Here is a 13,509-nt window from a genome sequence, read left to right as displayed (position 1 = left end):
CCGGATGGACCCTCAGGAACTGCCCACCGACCCCCACCGCCTTCACGAGGACGTGATGGCGATGCTGGTCGGGACCCTCTTCGTGGCGCTCGGCGTCACCTTCTACACCCAGGCGACGCTGCTCACCGGCAGCACCGCCGGCCTGGCCTTCCTGCTGCAGTACGCCACGGGCTGGGCGTTCGGTGCCTGGTTCTTCCTGATCAACCTGCCGTTCTACTGGCTGGCGATCCGCCGCATGGGCTGGAGCTTCACCCTGCGCACCTTCGCCACCATCGCCCTGGTCTCGCTCTTCTCGGAGCTGACCGGGCGCTGGGTGACCCTCGAGGGCCTCAACCCTCTCTACGCGGCGCTGATGGGGGGCAGCCTGATCGGCATCGGCATGCTGATCCTGTTCCGCCACCGCTCCAGCCTCGGCGGGGTGAACATCCTGGTGCTCTACCTGCAGGACCGCTACGGCTGGCGGGCCGGCTACGTGCAGCTCGGCATCGATGGCTTGATCATGCTGGCGGCGCTGATGACGCTGCCGATCGAGCGCGTCGGCCTCTCGGTACTGGGCGCCGTGGCCCTCAACCTGATCATCGCGCTCAACCACAAGCCGGGCCGCTACATGGGCGTCAGCTGATCCAGAACCACCAGACGATCAGGGCGATCAGGCCCACGCCTGCCAGATTGACGAGCCAGCTCATGGGGTGGCCTCCTGCGCTTGGGAATTGCCTGCGGATTCGCCGGCGGGCCGGAACAGGCGCAGCCGGTTGGCGTTGCTCACCACGGTGATCGACGACAGCGACATGGCCGCGCCGGCGATCATCGGCGAGAGCAGCATCCCGGTGACCGGATAGAGCACCCCGGCGGCGATGGGAATGCACAGGGTGTTGTAGCCGAAGGCGCCCACCAGGTTCTGCTTGATGTTGGTCAGTGTCGCCCGGCTGATCTCGATGGCCGAGGCCACGCCGTGCAGCGAGCCCCGCATCAGGGTGATCCCCGCGCTCTCGATGGCCACGTCGGTGCCCTGGCCGATGGCGAAGCCCACGTCGGCGCGAGCCAGGGCGGGGGCGTCGTTGATGCCGTCGCCGACCATGCCGACGACCTCGCCGGCCTGCTGCAGGCGCTCGATCTCGGCGTGCTTGTCCTCGGGCAGCAGCCCGGCGCGGAACTCGTCGATGCCCACCTCCCGGGCGATGGCGGCGGCGGTGTGCTCGTTGTCCCCGGTCAGCATCACCACCTTGAGGCCGTCGGCCTGCAGGCGCCTCACCGCTTCCACGGTGTCATGGCGCAGCGGGTCGCTGATGCCGAACAGTGCGGCCAGGCGGCCGTCCACGGCCAGGTAGACCACGGTGCGCGCCTTCGCCTCCAGTTCGCCGGCCTTCGCCTTGCCGCCGGCCAGGTCGACGCCGGCCTCCTCCAGCAGGCGGGCATTGCCCAGCAGCAGCGCCTTGCCGTCGGTCGTCCCGGCCTTCACGCCGCCGCCGGTGACGCTGTCGAAGTCGCGTATCTCCGCGGCCTCGATGCCGGCCTCCTCGGCATATGCCATGAGTGCTGCGGCCAGGGGGTGCTCGGAGCCCCGCTCCAGGGCCGCCACCAGCGCGAGCACCTGCGGCTCTTCTCCTTCAAGGATCTCGGCTTCGGTCACGCTCGGCCTGCCCTCGGTGAGGGTGCCGGTCTTGTCCACCACCAGGGTGGTGAGCCGGCTGGCGATCTGCAGCGCCTCGCCGCTTCTTACCAGCACACCGTGCTCGGCGGCCTTGCCGACCCCGATCATGGTGGAGATCGGCGTGGCCAGGCCCAGCGCGCAGGGGCAGGCGATGATCAGCACCGTGGTGGCGGTGACCAGCATGTGGATCACCCGCGGCTCGGCGCCAAAGTTGAACCAGATCAGGGCGGTGACCACGGCGATGATCATCACCGTGGGCACGAAGATGCTGGAGACCTTGTCGGCCAGCTCGCCGATGGGCGGGCGGGAGTTCTGGGCGCTGGCTACCTGCTCGGTGATGCGGCCGAGCTTGGTGTCGGCGCCGACGCGGGTGGCCCGGTAGACCAGCGAGCCCTTGCCGTTGACGGTGCCGGCGCTGACCTCGTCGCCCGCGGCCTTGTCCACCGGCACGGGTTCGCCGGTGAGCATCGACTCGTCGATATGGCTCCTGCCCTCGGTGACGACGCCGTCCACCGGCAGGCGCTCGCCGGGGCGCACGCGGATATGGTCCCCCTCGCGCACCTCGTCGATGTCGAGCTCGCGCTCCTCGCCGTCGCGGATCACCTGGGCGGTGCGGCTCTGCAGGTCGAGCAGGCGCTTGAGGGCATCGCTGGTGCGGCCCCGGGCGCGCAGCTCCAGGGCGTTGCCCAGCAGCACCAGGCCGATGATCATCGCCGAGGCCTCGAAGTAGATGCCGTGGGCCACGGCGGGCAGCCAGGGGGCGAAGGCCACCACGCCCATGGAGTAGACCCAGGCCGTGCCCGTGCCCATGGCGATGAGGGTGTCCATGTTCGCCTGGTGGTGCTTGAGGTTCTTCCAGGCATTGACGAAGAAGTGGCGGCCTGGGCCGGCCATCACCGCCAGCGTCAGCAGGCCGATCACCAGCCAGAACAGCCGGCCCGTGCCCACCGGGTGGGGGTGGTAGACGAACATGCTGGCCATCAACGGCACCGCCAGCGCGAGGGACCAGGCGCTGCCCTTCAGGCGGCGACGATACTCCCGGGCGTCCTTCTCGGCGCGGGCCTCTTCGGCCTGGCGCAGGTCGACGATCGGCTCGGCCTCGTAGCCGGCCGCCTCCACGGCGCGGATCAGCTCGGCCTCGCTCACGCTGCCGCGCACCTGGGCGGTGCGGGTGCCGAAGTTGACCTCCGCGCCGACCACGCCCGGGGTGCGTTCCAGCGCTTTCTGTACGCTGGTCACGCAGCTGGCGCAGGTCATGCCGCTGATGGAGAGACGCCGGGTGGTAGCGCGCTCGTCGTCGCCCTCGGTGGCGGCAGGAGCGGCCGTCGTCGCTTCGGTCGGCGCCGGCGGGTCGGCGCTCTCTGCCTCGCTGGTCGTCTCCTCGGGATCGCCGGGCGGATAGCCGGCATCCTTCAGGGTCCGATCCAGGGCCTCGTTCTCCAGTGTGGTGGTGACGTCCAGGCGCTTCTCTGTGGGGGTGCCGACGACCTCGGCGTCGGGATCCTCGGCCTGGATGGCCTCGCGCATGCGCTTCACGCATCCCTGGCAGCTCATGCCGGGGATCGTCCGCTCGCGCCTCAGGGGGCGGCCCGAAGGCGGATACCCTGCCCCCTGCAGCGCCCGGTCCAGGGCGCGGTCGTCCAGTCCGGTGGTGACTTCCAGGCGCTTATCGTCCGGAGTGCCGACGACCTCGGCATCGGGATCCTCGGCCTGGATGGCCTCGCGCATGCGCTTCACACACCCCTGGCAGCTCATGCCGGGCACGGTGCGTTCGAGGGAGGGGCGGACGTTCATGGGCTCTCCTTGGCGGTGCCGCCGTGGCACCAGGACGGGCGGTTGCCGCCCTTCAGCGGTTCGGGGAAGCTCTCGATCAGGCGACACAGGCTGTGGCCGTCCGGGGTGCCGTCGGGCATCTCGGCCCAGGCCGCCAGGGCCTGCTCCATGCGCGCAGCCAGGGCCTGCAGCTCGGCGATCCGCTGGTGGATCTCGGGCAGCCGGCTGGCCAGCAGGTCGCGGACCATGGGGCAGGGGGAGTCGCCGTGGTCGGCGTGGGCGAGGATGTCGCGGATCTCGGCCACGCCGAAGCCCAGGGTGCGGGCACGCTGGATGAAGCGCAGCCGCTCCAGGTGGCCCTGGTCGAACAGCTGGTAGCCGTTGTCGGGATGGCGCTCGGGGTGCAGCAGCCCCTCGCGGACGTAGTGGCGGACGGTCTCGGCGGTGACGCCGGCCAGTCCCGCCAGCTCGCTGACCTTCATGGCACTTGCCTCATCTGGGTCGTGGCAGTGTGCCCAGTGTAAAACCCTTGTGTTACCCAAAGGTCAAGGAATGCGTGACGCACCTCCGTGCCGGCGTCGGCAGATAGCGGGGTATTGCGTAAGTCACTGAAAGTTCGATCACTCAAACGTACGTGCGACCAAAGTATTAGCGTTTCCGGTATTAAAACGAACGTTTGGCCTTGAAACTGCGTCCCCGTTGCGAGAAAAGGGGAGGGCACGCCATCGCCCCGCCATGAGGGCCGGTCGGATCCACTCCCCGTGAACCTGAATCCAAGGGAAGTCACGTCATGAAGAACAAGTTCAACAGGCTTTCACTGGCCGTGGCCATTGCCGCCGCCGCCTTCGCCAGCCAGGCCCACGCCGGCGGCTACCAGATCAACGAGCAGAGCGTCAGCGGCCAGGGCTACGGCCACGCCGGGCGCAGCTCCAACGTCAACGACGCCACCATCGTGTTCGGCAACCCGGCCGGCATGTCGTTCCTGGATCGCGCCCAGGTGACGGCCGGCGGGACATATCTGGATGTCAGCACGGATATCGACAATGCTAGAGCAACTCGCGACTTCGGTGCCGGCCCTGTTCCGATTGAAGGTTCATCGAAGGGAGACATGGTGCCTGGGACACTGATCCCCTTCGCCTTCTATGCACACCCGGTCAATGAGCGCCTGGCCTTCGGTTTCGGTGTCTACGCCCCCTTCGGCTCCAAGACCGACTATGAGGATGGTTTCATCGGGCGGAATCTGGGCAACTACACCGAGCTGACCGTGATGAGTGCCCAGCCGACGGTCTCCTATCGCTTCAATGAGCAGTGGTCAATTGGTGCGGGTGTGACCTACAACCGCGTCGATGGTGAATTGCATCGACAAGTAGCAAACCCTTTTAACCCGACCGACCCTTCATCAGACTTGGATGCCCGTGTTGATGGCGATGATGATGGCTGGGGTTACAACCTGGGCGTGCTGTTCCAGCCGGTGCCCGAGACGACCTTTGGGCTGACTTATCGCTCCAAGGTCAGCTATACGCTGACGGGTGACTATCGCGCCAAAGACCCAGCTGGGCTTGTTGATACATTTGCTCCCGACCGATTGAACCGAGATGCCAAGCTGGACCTGACCACACCAGAGACCGTCAATTTCTCCATCACTCAGCAGATGAGCGACAATCTCAAGCTGATGGCGGGTGCCTCTTGGACCCGCTGGAGCCGCTTCAACGAGATCCGTGTGGTAGACCCTAACGATCCAGGTGGTGACCCCATCACCCTTGAGCAGCAGGATTACTCCAATGCATGGGCCTATTCGCTGGGTGGTGAGTACCAGCTGAATCCGCAACTGGCGTTGCGAGCGGGCATCACGCTGGACTTCACTCCGACCAGTGATGACTTCCGTAGCGCACGAATCCCGTCTGACGACCGTCGCATCTTCTCCATCGGGGCCGGCTGGACACCCACGGATAATCTGACCCTGGATCTTGCCTACTCCTACCTGACAGAGCGCGGTACACGAGTTGATCAAAGCCGTGTGGACCACGAGAGCTTACCTGTTCCGGATGTGGTATCCGCGTACTCCGCCGACTACAAGAACGAGGCCCATGGCTTCGGCGCCCAGCTGACCTACCGCTTCTGAGCGGCGGCCAGCCAGGCGTAACCACTGGAACCCGGCCGAGGCCGGGTTCCGTGCGTCAGGGTGGCCGAGCCTGGCGCGGGGTGGGTGCGGCGGGGCGCGGGTTTCGCTACAATAGGCGTCCTTTTCGCGCCGCCGGGGCCTTGACGACATGTCAGCGCCGCGGCGGCCGTTTTTCCAACGCTGACTCGGATGAGCCCCATGCTGGAAACCAACCCGATTCACCAACTCATCAAGGACCTGTCCGAGCGGACAGACGTCCTGAGGGGGTATCTTTGACTATGCCGAACGCAAGGATCGGCTAGAGGAAGTCACCCGCGAGCTCGAGGACCCGGGCGTCTGGAACGACCCGGACTACGCCCAGAAGCTGGGCAAGGAGCGCGCCTCGCTGGAAACCATCGTCCAGACCATCGACGAGCTCGACCAGGGCCTCGCGGATAGCCGCGACCTGCTGGAGCTGGCCGAGATGGAGGAGGACGAGGATACCGTCGCCGAGGTCCAGAAGGAGCTCGACGGCATGCAGGCGAGCCTCGAGCGGCTGGAGTTCCGGCGCATGTTCTCCGGCGAGATGGACGAGAGCAACGCCTACCTGGACATCCAGGCGGGCTCCGGCGGCACCGAGGCCCAGGACTGGGCCAACATGCTGCTGCGCATGTACCTGCGCTGGGCCGAGCATCACGGCTTCAAGGCCGAGATCCTCGAGCTCTCCGGCGGCGAGGTGGCCGGTATCAAGTCCGCCACGGTGCATGTCCAGGGCGACCACGCCTTCGGCTGGCTGCGCACCGAGACCGGCGTGCACCGCCTGGTGCGCAAGAGCCCCTTCGACTCCGGCGGCCGCCGCCATACCTCGTTCGCCTCGGTGTTCCTGTCACCGGAGATCGACGACAGCTTCGAGGTCGAGATCAACCCGGCGGACCTGCGCGTCGATACCTACCGCTCCAGCGGCGCCGGCGGCCAGCACGTCAACACCACCGACTCGGCGGTGCGGATCACCCACGAGCCCACCGGCATCGTGGTGGCCTGCCAGAGCCAGCGCAGCCAGCACGCCAACCGCGACTTCGCCATGAAGCAGCTCAAGGCGAAGCTGTGGGAACACGAGATGGAGAAGCGCAACGCCGCCAAGCAGGAAGCGGAGGACTCCAAGGCCGACATCGGCTGGGGCAGCCAGATCCGCTCCTACGTGCTGGACGACCAGCGCATCAAGGACCTGCGCACCGGCGTGCAGACCAGCAACTGCGACAAGGTGCTGGATGGTGATCTGGACCAGTTTATCGTCGCCAGCCTCAAGCAAGGATTGTAACCAAATGGCCAACGAGAGCTCATCACCGGATAGCCCTTCACAAAGCAGCCCGCAGAACGACGAGAACCGCCTGATCGCCGAGCGCCGCGCCAAGCTGGCCGCGCGTCGCGAGCGGGCCGCCGAGCGCGGCGAGAGCGCCTTCCCCAACGACTTCCGCCGCGACAGCCAGGCGGCGGAGCTGATCAATGAGCTGGGCGACAGGGACAAGGCCGAGCTGGAAGCGCTGGACCGCCAGGCATCGGTGGCTGGGCGCATCATGCGCAAGCGGGGCCCGTTCATCGTCATCCAGGACGCCTCGGGCCAAATCCAGCTCTATGTCGACAAGAAGGGGCTGCCGGCCGAGGTGCTGGAGGACGTCAAGGGCTGGGACATCGGCGACATCGTCGCGGCCCGCGGGCCGATCCACAAGTCCGGCAAGGGCGACCTCTACGTGATGATGGTCGAGGCGAAGCTGCTCACCAAGAGCCTGCGCCCGCTGCCCGACAAGTTCCACGGCCTGACCGACATGGAGGCGCGCTACCGGCAGCGCTACGTGGACCTGATCATGAACCCCGACTCGCGCCGGGTCTTCGAGACCCGGGCCGGGGTGATCAGCGCCATGCGCCGCTTCTTCGAGGAGCGCGGCTTCATGGAGGTGGAGACGCCGATGCTGCAGCCGATTCCCGGCGGCGCCACGGCGCGTCCCTTCATCACCCACCACAACGCGCTGGACATCGACATGTACCTGCGCATCGCGCCGGAGCTCTACCTGAAGCGCCTGGTGGTGGGCGGCTTCGAGCGGGTCTTCGAGATCAACCGCAACTTCCGCAACGAGGGCCTCTCCACTCGGCACAACCCCGAGTTCACGATGATCGAGTTCTATCAGGCCCATGCGAACCATCACGACCTGATGGACCTGACCGAGGAGATGCTGCGCAGCGTGGCCCGCCAGGTGCTGGGGACCACCACGGTGGTCAACACGGTGCGCAACAGCGAGGGCGAGGTGCTCGAGACCTTCGAGTATGACTTCGGCAGCCCGCTGAAGCGGATCACGGTGTTCGATGCGATCCTCGAGTTCAACCCGGACATCCACGCCGAGGCGCTGGCCGACGAGTCCGCCGCGCGCCAGATCGCCGAGCGGCTGGATATCGACGTCAAGGACGGCTGGGGGCTGGGCAAGATCCAGATCGAGATCTTCGAGAAGACCGTCGAGCATCGCCTGAAGCAGCCCACCTTCATCACCGAGTACCCCACCGAGGTGAGCCCGCTGGCGCGGCGCAAGGATTCCGACCCCTTCGTCACCGAGCGCTTCGAGTTCTTCGTCGGCGGCCGCGAGATCGCCAACGGCTTCTCGGAGCTCAACGATGCCGAGGACCAGGCCGAGCGCTTCCGCGCCCAGGCGGCGGAGAAGGACGCCGGCGACCTTGAGGCGATGTACTACGACGCCGACTACGTGCGCGCGCTCGAGTATGGCCTGCCGCCCACCGCCGGCGAGGGCATCGGCATCGACCGGCTGGTGATGCTGTTCACCGACAGCGCCTCGATCCGCGATGTGCTGCTCTTCCCGGCCATGCGGCCCGAGGTGGAATAGTTGGTAAACACCGCCTGCGGCGCCCATAATGGTCACCGTTTCGACGTCGAGGAGACCGCCATGAAACTGCTCAACCGCTCCGCCCTGAGCGTGCGCCCGACCCAGCCTTTCGTGGACTGGATCAACGGGCTCGAGCCCACCCTTGGCGATGATGACCTGACGCTCGCCGACGTCGAACGGGAGAGCACCGTCTACCTGATACCGGAGATGGACACCCCCGAGGCCCTGGAGTCCTTCGTGCGCGAGCGCTATCTCGAGATCCTCGAGACCGAGCTGCGTGCCTGGGAGGAAGACGAGCGGCAGTGGCCCGAGGCCATCGACTGGCCGCTGTTCCAGCGCTTCCTGCGCGTCGAGCACAGCTACCTGGCCATCGACCTCGACGACGAGGCGGCCCTGGAGATCTCCGAGGTGGACGACAGCCTGCTGCTGGAGACCGATCAGGACTGATCCCTGACCGGCCACTCCCCTCGAGAAACCGGCTTCGGCCGGTTTCTTCGTTATCGACCCCGCCGTGATGGAAACAGGATGAGCCGACTCTTCGATTCACGCCCCGGCGACGACGGCCTGCCCGGGCCGGCGCGTCGCCTGGCCGTGCTGGCGCTGGTGCTCGGTACACTGATGGCGGTGGTGGACACCACCATGGTCAACATTGCCCTGCCCTCGATCGCGACAGGCCTCGAGGTGTCGGCCTCCCGGGCCGTCTGGGTGACCAACCTCTTCCAGATTAGCTGCGCGGCCTTCCTGCTGGTGTTCGCCGCGCTGAGCGAACTGGTCAGCCGCCGCCGGCTCTACGTGGCGGGGGTAGGCGTCTTCACCCTGGCGTCGCTGGGCAGTGCGCTCTCCACCAGCCTGGAGTCGCTGCTGGTGTTCCGCGCCCTGCAGGGGCTCGGGGCCGCGGCGACGCTCTCCATCGGGCCGTCGCTCTACCGCTCCATCTTCCCCTCGCGGCTGCTCGGCAGCGCGCTGGGCCTCTCCGCCATGGTGGTCGCCGCCGGCTATGCCACGGGGCCGGCCATCGGCGGCCTGGTGCTCTCGGTGGCGGACTGGCCCTGGCTGTTCGCCCTGCACCTGCCGCTGGGCGTGATCGCGGTGGTCCTGGCGTGGCGGGCGCTGCCGCGGGAGGCCGGTCGGCGAGGGGGCTTCGACATGGCCGGCGCACTGCTCTCGGTGGCGATGCTCGGCGGCTTCTTCATGGCCATGGACGGCGTCGGCCACCAGGCGCCCGCCTGGCAGGTGGTGGCCTGGCTGGCGCTGAGCATCGCGGCGGCATGGGGCTTCCTGCGGCGCCAGCGCCGTGCCACCCATCCGCTGCTGCCGCTGGACATCTTCGCCGAGCCGCGCTTCAGCCTGGCACTCGCCGCCCAGGGCACGGCCTTCGTGGGCCAGGGCCTGGCCTTCGTGGCGCTCTCCTTCCTGTTCCAGCAGGAGATGGGGTTCTCGCCGCTCGAGACCGCCTGGCTGTTCACCCCCTGGCCGCTGGCGATCATGCTGGTGGGACCCCGGGCCGGGCGCCTGGCCGACCGGGTCAATCCCAGCCTGCTGGCCTCCACCGGGCTCGCGCTGCTGCTGGCGGGGCTGGTCTCGCTGGCCTGGCTCGATGCCGGGGCCGGGGTGGTCGACGTGCTGTGGCGCATGCTGCTGTGCGGCGTCGGCTTCGGGCTCTTCCAGCCGCCCAACAATCGCGAGTTGATGAGCACGGTGCCGCGGGAGCGCAGCGCCAGTGCCTCCGGCGCCATGAGCACCTCGCGTACCGTGGGGCAGTCCCTGGGGGTGGCCCTGGTGGGGGCCTTCCTGGCCGCCGGGGCCCCGGTGCAGGCCACGCTCTGGGTGGGCGGGGCGGCCTGCCTGGTGGCCCTGTCGGCCAGCCTCGCCCGCACTCCCCTGGCCGGTGCCGCCCAGGCCCGCCGGCGTCGCGCCGCCGAGTCGTCGTCGGCGAGCGACTGAGCGAGTACAATGGGGCATCCACTTGCCTACCGGGGAGGTGCCATGCGCATCCAGGCCATCATCGAAGAGAAGCTGCAGGCTCTCGATCCCGTCTTCGTGGCGGTGGAGAACGAGAGCCACCGGCACAGCGTGCCGGCCAATTCCGAGACCCACTTCAAGGTGACCCTCGTCTCCGAGCGCTTCGAGGGGCTGATGCCGGTGAAGCGTCATCAGCAGCTCTACGCGCTGCTGGCCGACGAGCTGGCCGGGCCGGTCCACGCCCTGGCCCTGCACCTCTATACGCCCGCCGAGTGGCAGGCCAGCGGGCAGTCCCGCCCGGACTCCCCCGACTGCCGGGGCGGCAGCCAGTCGTGACCCCCGAGCCGCAGCGTCTGCAGTATCTGGAGGCCATGGGGCTGACGGCCTGGGTGGCGCGCTATGCGCTGCCCAATGCCCGGCCGACCCCGGCCTGCGACTGGGAGCTGCCCGAGGCGCCGCCGCCCGAGCCCCCCGGGGAGCGGCTGCATGCCCTGCTGGACGAGGCGGCGAAGACGCCTACGGTGCCGCGGGAGGCGCCGGAGCCTTCCCCTCGCGAGCGAGGCCAGCGCCCGGCCGGCCCCGGCAAGGCGCGGGCGCTGCTGGGTGGCGCTCCGCCCGAGGCCACGCCGCCCGCGGCCGACCCAGCCTCCGACGAGGCCGCTGTCGCCCCCGCCGAGGCGCTGCACTTCACCTTCCAGGTGGCCTGTCTCGAGGGGCGCTGGCTGCTGCTGCTGCCGGGGGAGGCGGCCCCCGAACGCACCCACCTGGCGCTGCTCGCCAACCTGCTGCAGGCCGCCGGTGTCCCGGCCCGGGCGCTGCCTCCCTTCGAGCCCTTTCGCTGGCCGCTGCAGGAGGGCCTGCCGGTGGAGGCGCCCCTCGAGGAGGCGCGCCAGGGCGTGCAGGCCTTCGTGGCTGGCGCGCGCCGCCGCGGCTGGCTGCCCGAGCGGCTGCTGCTGTTCGGCCATGACGAGGCCCTGGGCCGGGTCCTGACCGTGGCCGACGGCCGCTGCCCGCTGCTGGAGCTGCCCGCCTGGCAGGGGCCCTCCCTGGCGGAGCTGGCCGTCAGCGCCGAGGCCAAGCGAGCGCTGCTGCCGCAGCTGCTGGCCTGGGGCCAGGCGTGGCAGGCGTCCGCCGAGGAGAGGCCGGGTGAGGGCTAGCACGCAGGCAGCGAAGCCGGTGCTGGTGCGCCTGACGGAGGCCGACCTCCCGCCCGTGGTGGCGCTGGAGGCGGCCCACGTCTGGCCCACGGGCGGTTCCGCGTCGCAGCTGAGGTCTGTCCTGGCGGACCCTGCCACGGCGGTGTTCGGCCTGATGGCCGGCGAGACCCCGCTGGGGGGTGATGGGCTAGTGGCCTATGCCACGGTGGCTCGGCTGCCCTTCGAGGCGGAGCTCCAGGCGATCCTGGTGGACGGTGCCCGGCGCGGCCAGGGGCTTGCCGGGACGCTGCTCGGCGTGGTGGTCGACCAGGCCCGCGAGTGGGGCAGCGAGCGGCTGCTGCTGGAGGTCAGGGCGGGCAACCTGGCGGCCATCGCCCTCTATCGGCGCGGCGGTTTCGGGGAGGATGGCCGCCGGCGGGGGTACTATCCGCCCCGGGAGCCCGGGGCGTTGCGGGAGGACGCGGTGCTGATGTCGCTCCCGCTGGTCCGGACGCCCGCCACCTGAGAGGCGGGCGCCCGGCCGCTGTCAGTTGCCGCCGGTATCGACGTCGTCGAACTTGCCCAGCAGGGCCGAAAGCCGGCGCTCCCACTCCTCACGCTCCTGCTTCAGTCGGCTGTTTTCCTCGCGCAGCTCCTCGGCTTCCATCTTCAGCAGTTCCAGGGCCTCGACGGCGCTGGCGACCTTCTGTTCGAGCCGGTTGAAGAGTTCGATGCTCATCCTTTTCTCCTGGGGTGTCGTTCCGGGGGTGGTCCTTGCGGCCGAGCCGGCGCCCGTCGCGGGCGGTGCCGAGGCTGCAGCGTAACGCCGAGCCCCTGGCTCAGCAAGCGTCGTCGGGCGGCGACGAGGCGGCGGCGGCGCGGCGGTAGAGCCGGCCGTGACTGTCGCCGGCGCGCACCTCGCGGTGCAGCTGCCATGTCGCCGGCACCCTGGGCTCGATCCCCGCTTCGGTCTCCACGTAGATCCAGGCGTCGCCGGTGAGCCAGCCCGCCTCCAGGGCGGCGCAGCAGGGCTCGGCGAGCCCCTGGCGGAAGGGCGGGTCGAGGAATGCCAGCGAGCAGGGCGTCGGCCCCTCGGCGAGGAAGGTCAGGGCGTCGCCGACGATGACCCGACCCCGCTCGTCGGCCTGGAGCGTCGCCAGGTTCTCCTCCAGCTGGCGGGCCACCCGGGGGTCGCGCTCCACGAAGGAGGCCTTTCGGGCGCCCCGCGAGAGTGCTTCCAGCCCCAGGGCCCCGGTGCCGGCAAAGAGGTCCAGGACCCGGGCGCCGGGCGTGGCGGCGGCCAGCCAGTTGAACAGGGTCTCGCGCACCCGGTCGGGAGTGGGGCGCAGGCCGGGGCTGTCGAGCACCGGCAGCAGCCGGCGGCGGTAGTCGCCGCCGATCAGGCGCAGCCGGCCAGCGTTCCGGCGGCCGGCGTTCCGGCGGCCGGGGCCCTTGGCCTTGGCGCTCGCGGGCGGGCGGGGCTTTCGAGAGGAGGGGCGGCGTCGTGTCATGGGGGCGGATTGTACCCGCGGGCTTATCCACAGTCATGGTGCGCGGTGGTAGGATGTGGCGATTCGTTCATCCGCGAGGCTGATTCTGTCCATGTTCGGTTTTTTCAAGCGCAAGAAGCAGCAGGAGCAAGAGGCGACCCGGGAGGAGCAGGAGCGCCAGGAGCAGGCCGCCGAGGCGCCCGAGGAGGGCGCGGAAGAGGCCGACGTCCGCGCCGAGCCCGAGCGCGTCGCGCCGGCGGAGCCCCTCGCCGAGGAAGCGACTGCCGAGGAGGCGCATGAGCCTCGCCCCAAGGCCGAGCCGGTCGTCGAGGAGGTCGAACCCGCCGAGGCCTCCACCGAGGTCCCCGTCATTGAACCCGGGGAGGAGGTGGCGCAGCCTGCTGCCGAGCCCGAGCCCGAGCCCGAGCCCGAGCCCGAGCCCGAGCCCGAGCCCGAGCCCGAGCCCGAGCCCGAGCCCGAGCCCGAGCCCGAGCCCGAGCCCGAGCCC

At 69.3% G+C, this 13,509-nt stretch carries 13 protein-coding genes and 1 pseudogene; 10 read left to right on the top strand and 4 right to left on the bottom strand.

Annotated features, from left to right (window positions below):
- The first annotated feature begins 4 nt into the window (after nucleotides 1–4).
- A complete protein-coding gene (locus BDK63_RS14355) occupies nucleotides 5–622 on the top strand; it encodes a YitT family protein (protein WP_183333138.1) in 618 nt (205 codons plus the stop codon).
- Nucleotides 623–682: 60 nt separating this feature from the next.
- On the opposite strand, the gene BDK63_RS14350 is transcribed toward BDK63_RS14355, so the two are convergent.
- Both BDK63_RS14350 and BDK63_RS14345 read right to left on the bottom strand, forming a co-directional pair.
- Nucleotides 683–3,445, bottom strand: coding sequence for a heavy metal translocating P-type ATPase (locus BDK63_RS14350; RefSeq protein WP_343065326.1), 2,763 nt, complete (start codon nucleotides 3,443–3,445; stop codon nucleotides 683–685).
- Nucleotides 3,442–3,906, bottom strand: coding sequence for a MerR family transcriptional regulator (locus tag BDK63_RS14345; RefSeq protein WP_183333136.1), 465 nt, complete (start codon nucleotides 3,904–3,906; stop codon nucleotides 3,442–3,444). Before BDK63_RS14345 ends, BDK63_RS14350 begins: the two co-directional genes overlap by 4 nt.
- A gap of 308 nt (nucleotides 3,907–4,214) precedes the next feature.
- On the opposite strand from BDK63_RS14345, the gene BDK63_RS14340 reads away from it, so the two are divergent.
- From BDK63_RS14340 to BDK63_RS14305, 8 genes are all read left to right on the top strand, one after another.
- Nucleotides 4,215–5,546 (top strand): OmpP1/FadL family transporter, encoded by a 1,332-nt coding sequence (locus BDK63_RS14340; RefSeq protein WP_183333134.1) that lies wholly within the window; start codon nucleotides 4,215–4,217, stop codon nucleotides 5,544–5,546.
- A gap of 198 nt (nucleotides 5,547–5,744) precedes the next feature.
- A protein-coding gene (gene prfB / locus BDK63_RS14335; protein WP_183333132.1) for a peptide chain release factor 2 occupies nucleotides 5,745–6,843 on the top strand; the annotation gives its coding sequence in 2 pieces (ribosomal slippage) (nucleotides 5,745–5,819 and nucleotides 5,821–6,843; 1,098 coding nt in all).
- 4 nt (nucleotides 6,844–6,847) lie between these two features.
- On the top strand, nucleotides 6,848–8,413 hold the full coding sequence (lysS, locus tag BDK63_RS14330; RefSeq protein ID WP_183333130.1) for a lysine--tRNA ligase: 1,566 nt from the start codon (nucleotides 6,848–6,850) through the stop codon (nucleotides 8,411–8,413).
- Nucleotides 8,414–8,473: 60 nt separating this feature from the next.
- Nucleotides 8,474–8,860, top strand: a complete 387-nt coding sequence (locus tag BDK63_RS14325; RefSeq protein ID WP_183333128.1) for a hypothetical protein — start codon at nucleotides 8,474–8,476, stop codon at nucleotides 8,858–8,860.
- A gap of 78 nt (nucleotides 8,861–8,938) precedes the next feature.
- Nucleotides 8,939–10,357 carry an MFS transporter gene (locus tag BDK63_RS14320; protein ID WP_183333126.1) on the top strand — a complete coding sequence of 473 codons (1,419 nt, stop codon included), beginning with the start codon at nucleotides 8,939–8,941 and terminating at the stop codon, nucleotides 10,355–10,357.
- Between the two features lie 42 nt (nucleotides 10,358–10,399).
- Nucleotides 10,400–10,711: a BolA family protein gene (locus BDK63_RS14315; protein WP_183333124.1), complete on the top strand. Its 312-nt coding sequence runs from the start codon at nucleotides 10,400–10,402 to the stop codon at nucleotides 10,709–10,711.
- Nucleotides 10,708–11,532, top strand: a complete 825-nt coding sequence (locus tag BDK63_RS14310) for a hypothetical protein (RefSeq protein WP_343065325.1) — start codon at nucleotides 10,708–10,710, stop codon at nucleotides 11,530–11,532. The genes BDK63_RS14315 and BDK63_RS14310 overlap by 4 nt, the downstream gene beginning before the upstream one ends.
- The gene (locus BDK63_RS14305; RefSeq protein WP_343065324.1) at nucleotides 11,522–12,037 is read left to right on the top strand and encodes a GNAT family N-acetyltransferase; all 516 of its coding nucleotides are present in this window, start codon (nucleotides 11,522–11,524) and stop codon (nucleotides 12,035–12,037) included. The genes BDK63_RS14310 and BDK63_RS14305 overlap by 11 nt, the downstream gene beginning before the upstream one ends.
- Before the next feature lie 21 nt (nucleotides 12,038–12,058).
- On the opposite strand, the gene BDK63_RS14300 is transcribed toward BDK63_RS14305, so the two are convergent.
- Together BDK63_RS14300 and rsmD are read right to left on the bottom strand one after the other, a co-directional pair.
- A complete protein-coding gene (locus BDK63_RS14300) occupies nucleotides 12,059–12,250 on the bottom strand; it encodes a cell division protein ZapB (RefSeq protein WP_183333122.1) in 192 nt (63 codons plus the stop codon).
- Nucleotides 12,251–12,350: 100 nt separating this feature from the next.
- Nucleotides 12,351–13,022 (bottom strand): 16S rRNA (guanine(966)-N(2))-methyltransferase RsmD, encoded by a 672-nt coding sequence (gene rsmD, locus BDK63_RS14295; RefSeq protein WP_183333120.1) that lies wholly within the window; start codon nucleotides 13,020–13,022, stop codon nucleotides 12,351–12,353.
- Between the two features lie 91 nt (nucleotides 13,023–13,113).
- Here rsmD and BDK63_RS18415 point away from each other — a divergent pair.
- Nucleotides 13,114–13,509 (top strand): annotated as a pseudogene (locus BDK63_RS18415) (signal recognition particle-docking protein FtsY); the annotation flags it as partial.

Source organism: Halomonas campaniensis (assembly GCF_014193375.1).
Lineage (GTDB): Bacteria > Pseudomonadota > Gammaproteobacteria > Pseudomonadales > Halomonadaceae > Halomonas > Halomonas campaniensis.
Note: the sequence above shows the minus strand (reverse complement) of the source record. Positions and strands in the feature narration are given on the sequence as shown.

Excerpts from the sequence above, each read along its gene's own strand:
- BDK63_RS14355 (WP_183333138.1), top strand. The coding sequence starts at position 5 with ATGGACCCTCAGGAACTGCCCACCGACCCCCACCGCCTTCACGAGGAC.
- BDK63_RS14350 (WP_343065326.1), bottom strand. The coding sequence starts at position 3,445 with ATGAACGTCCGCCCCTCCCTCGAACGCACCGTGCCCGGCATGAGCTGC.
- BDK63_RS14345 (WP_183333136.1), bottom strand. The coding sequence starts at position 3,906 with ATGAAGGTCAGCGAGCTGGCGGGACTGGCCGGCGTCACCGCCGAGACC.
- BDK63_RS14340 (WP_183333134.1), top strand. The coding sequence starts at position 4,215 with ATGAAGAACAAGTTCAACAGGCTTTCACTGGCCGTGGCCATTGCCGCC.
- lysS (WP_183333130.1), top strand. The coding sequence starts at position 6,848 with ATGGCCAACGAGAGCTCATCACCGGATAGCCCTTCACAAAGCAGCCCG.
- BDK63_RS14325 (WP_183333128.1), top strand. The coding sequence starts at position 8,474 with ATGAAACTGCTCAACCGCTCCGCCCTGAGCGTGCGCCCGACCCAGCCT.
- BDK63_RS14320 (WP_183333126.1), top strand. The coding sequence starts at position 8,939 with ATGAGCCGACTCTTCGATTCACGCCCCGGCGACGACGGCCTGCCCGGG.
- BDK63_RS14315 (WP_183333124.1), top strand. The coding sequence starts at position 10,400 with ATGCGCATCCAGGCCATCATCGAAGAGAAGCTGCAGGCTCTCGATCCC.
- BDK63_RS14300 (WP_183333122.1), bottom strand. The coding sequence starts at position 12,250 with ATGAGCATCGAACTCTTCAACCGGCTCGAACAGAAGGTCGCCAGCGCC.
- rsmD (WP_183333120.1), bottom strand. The coding sequence starts at position 13,022 with ATGACACGACGCCGCCCCTCCTCTCGAAAGCCCCGCCCGCCCGCGAGC.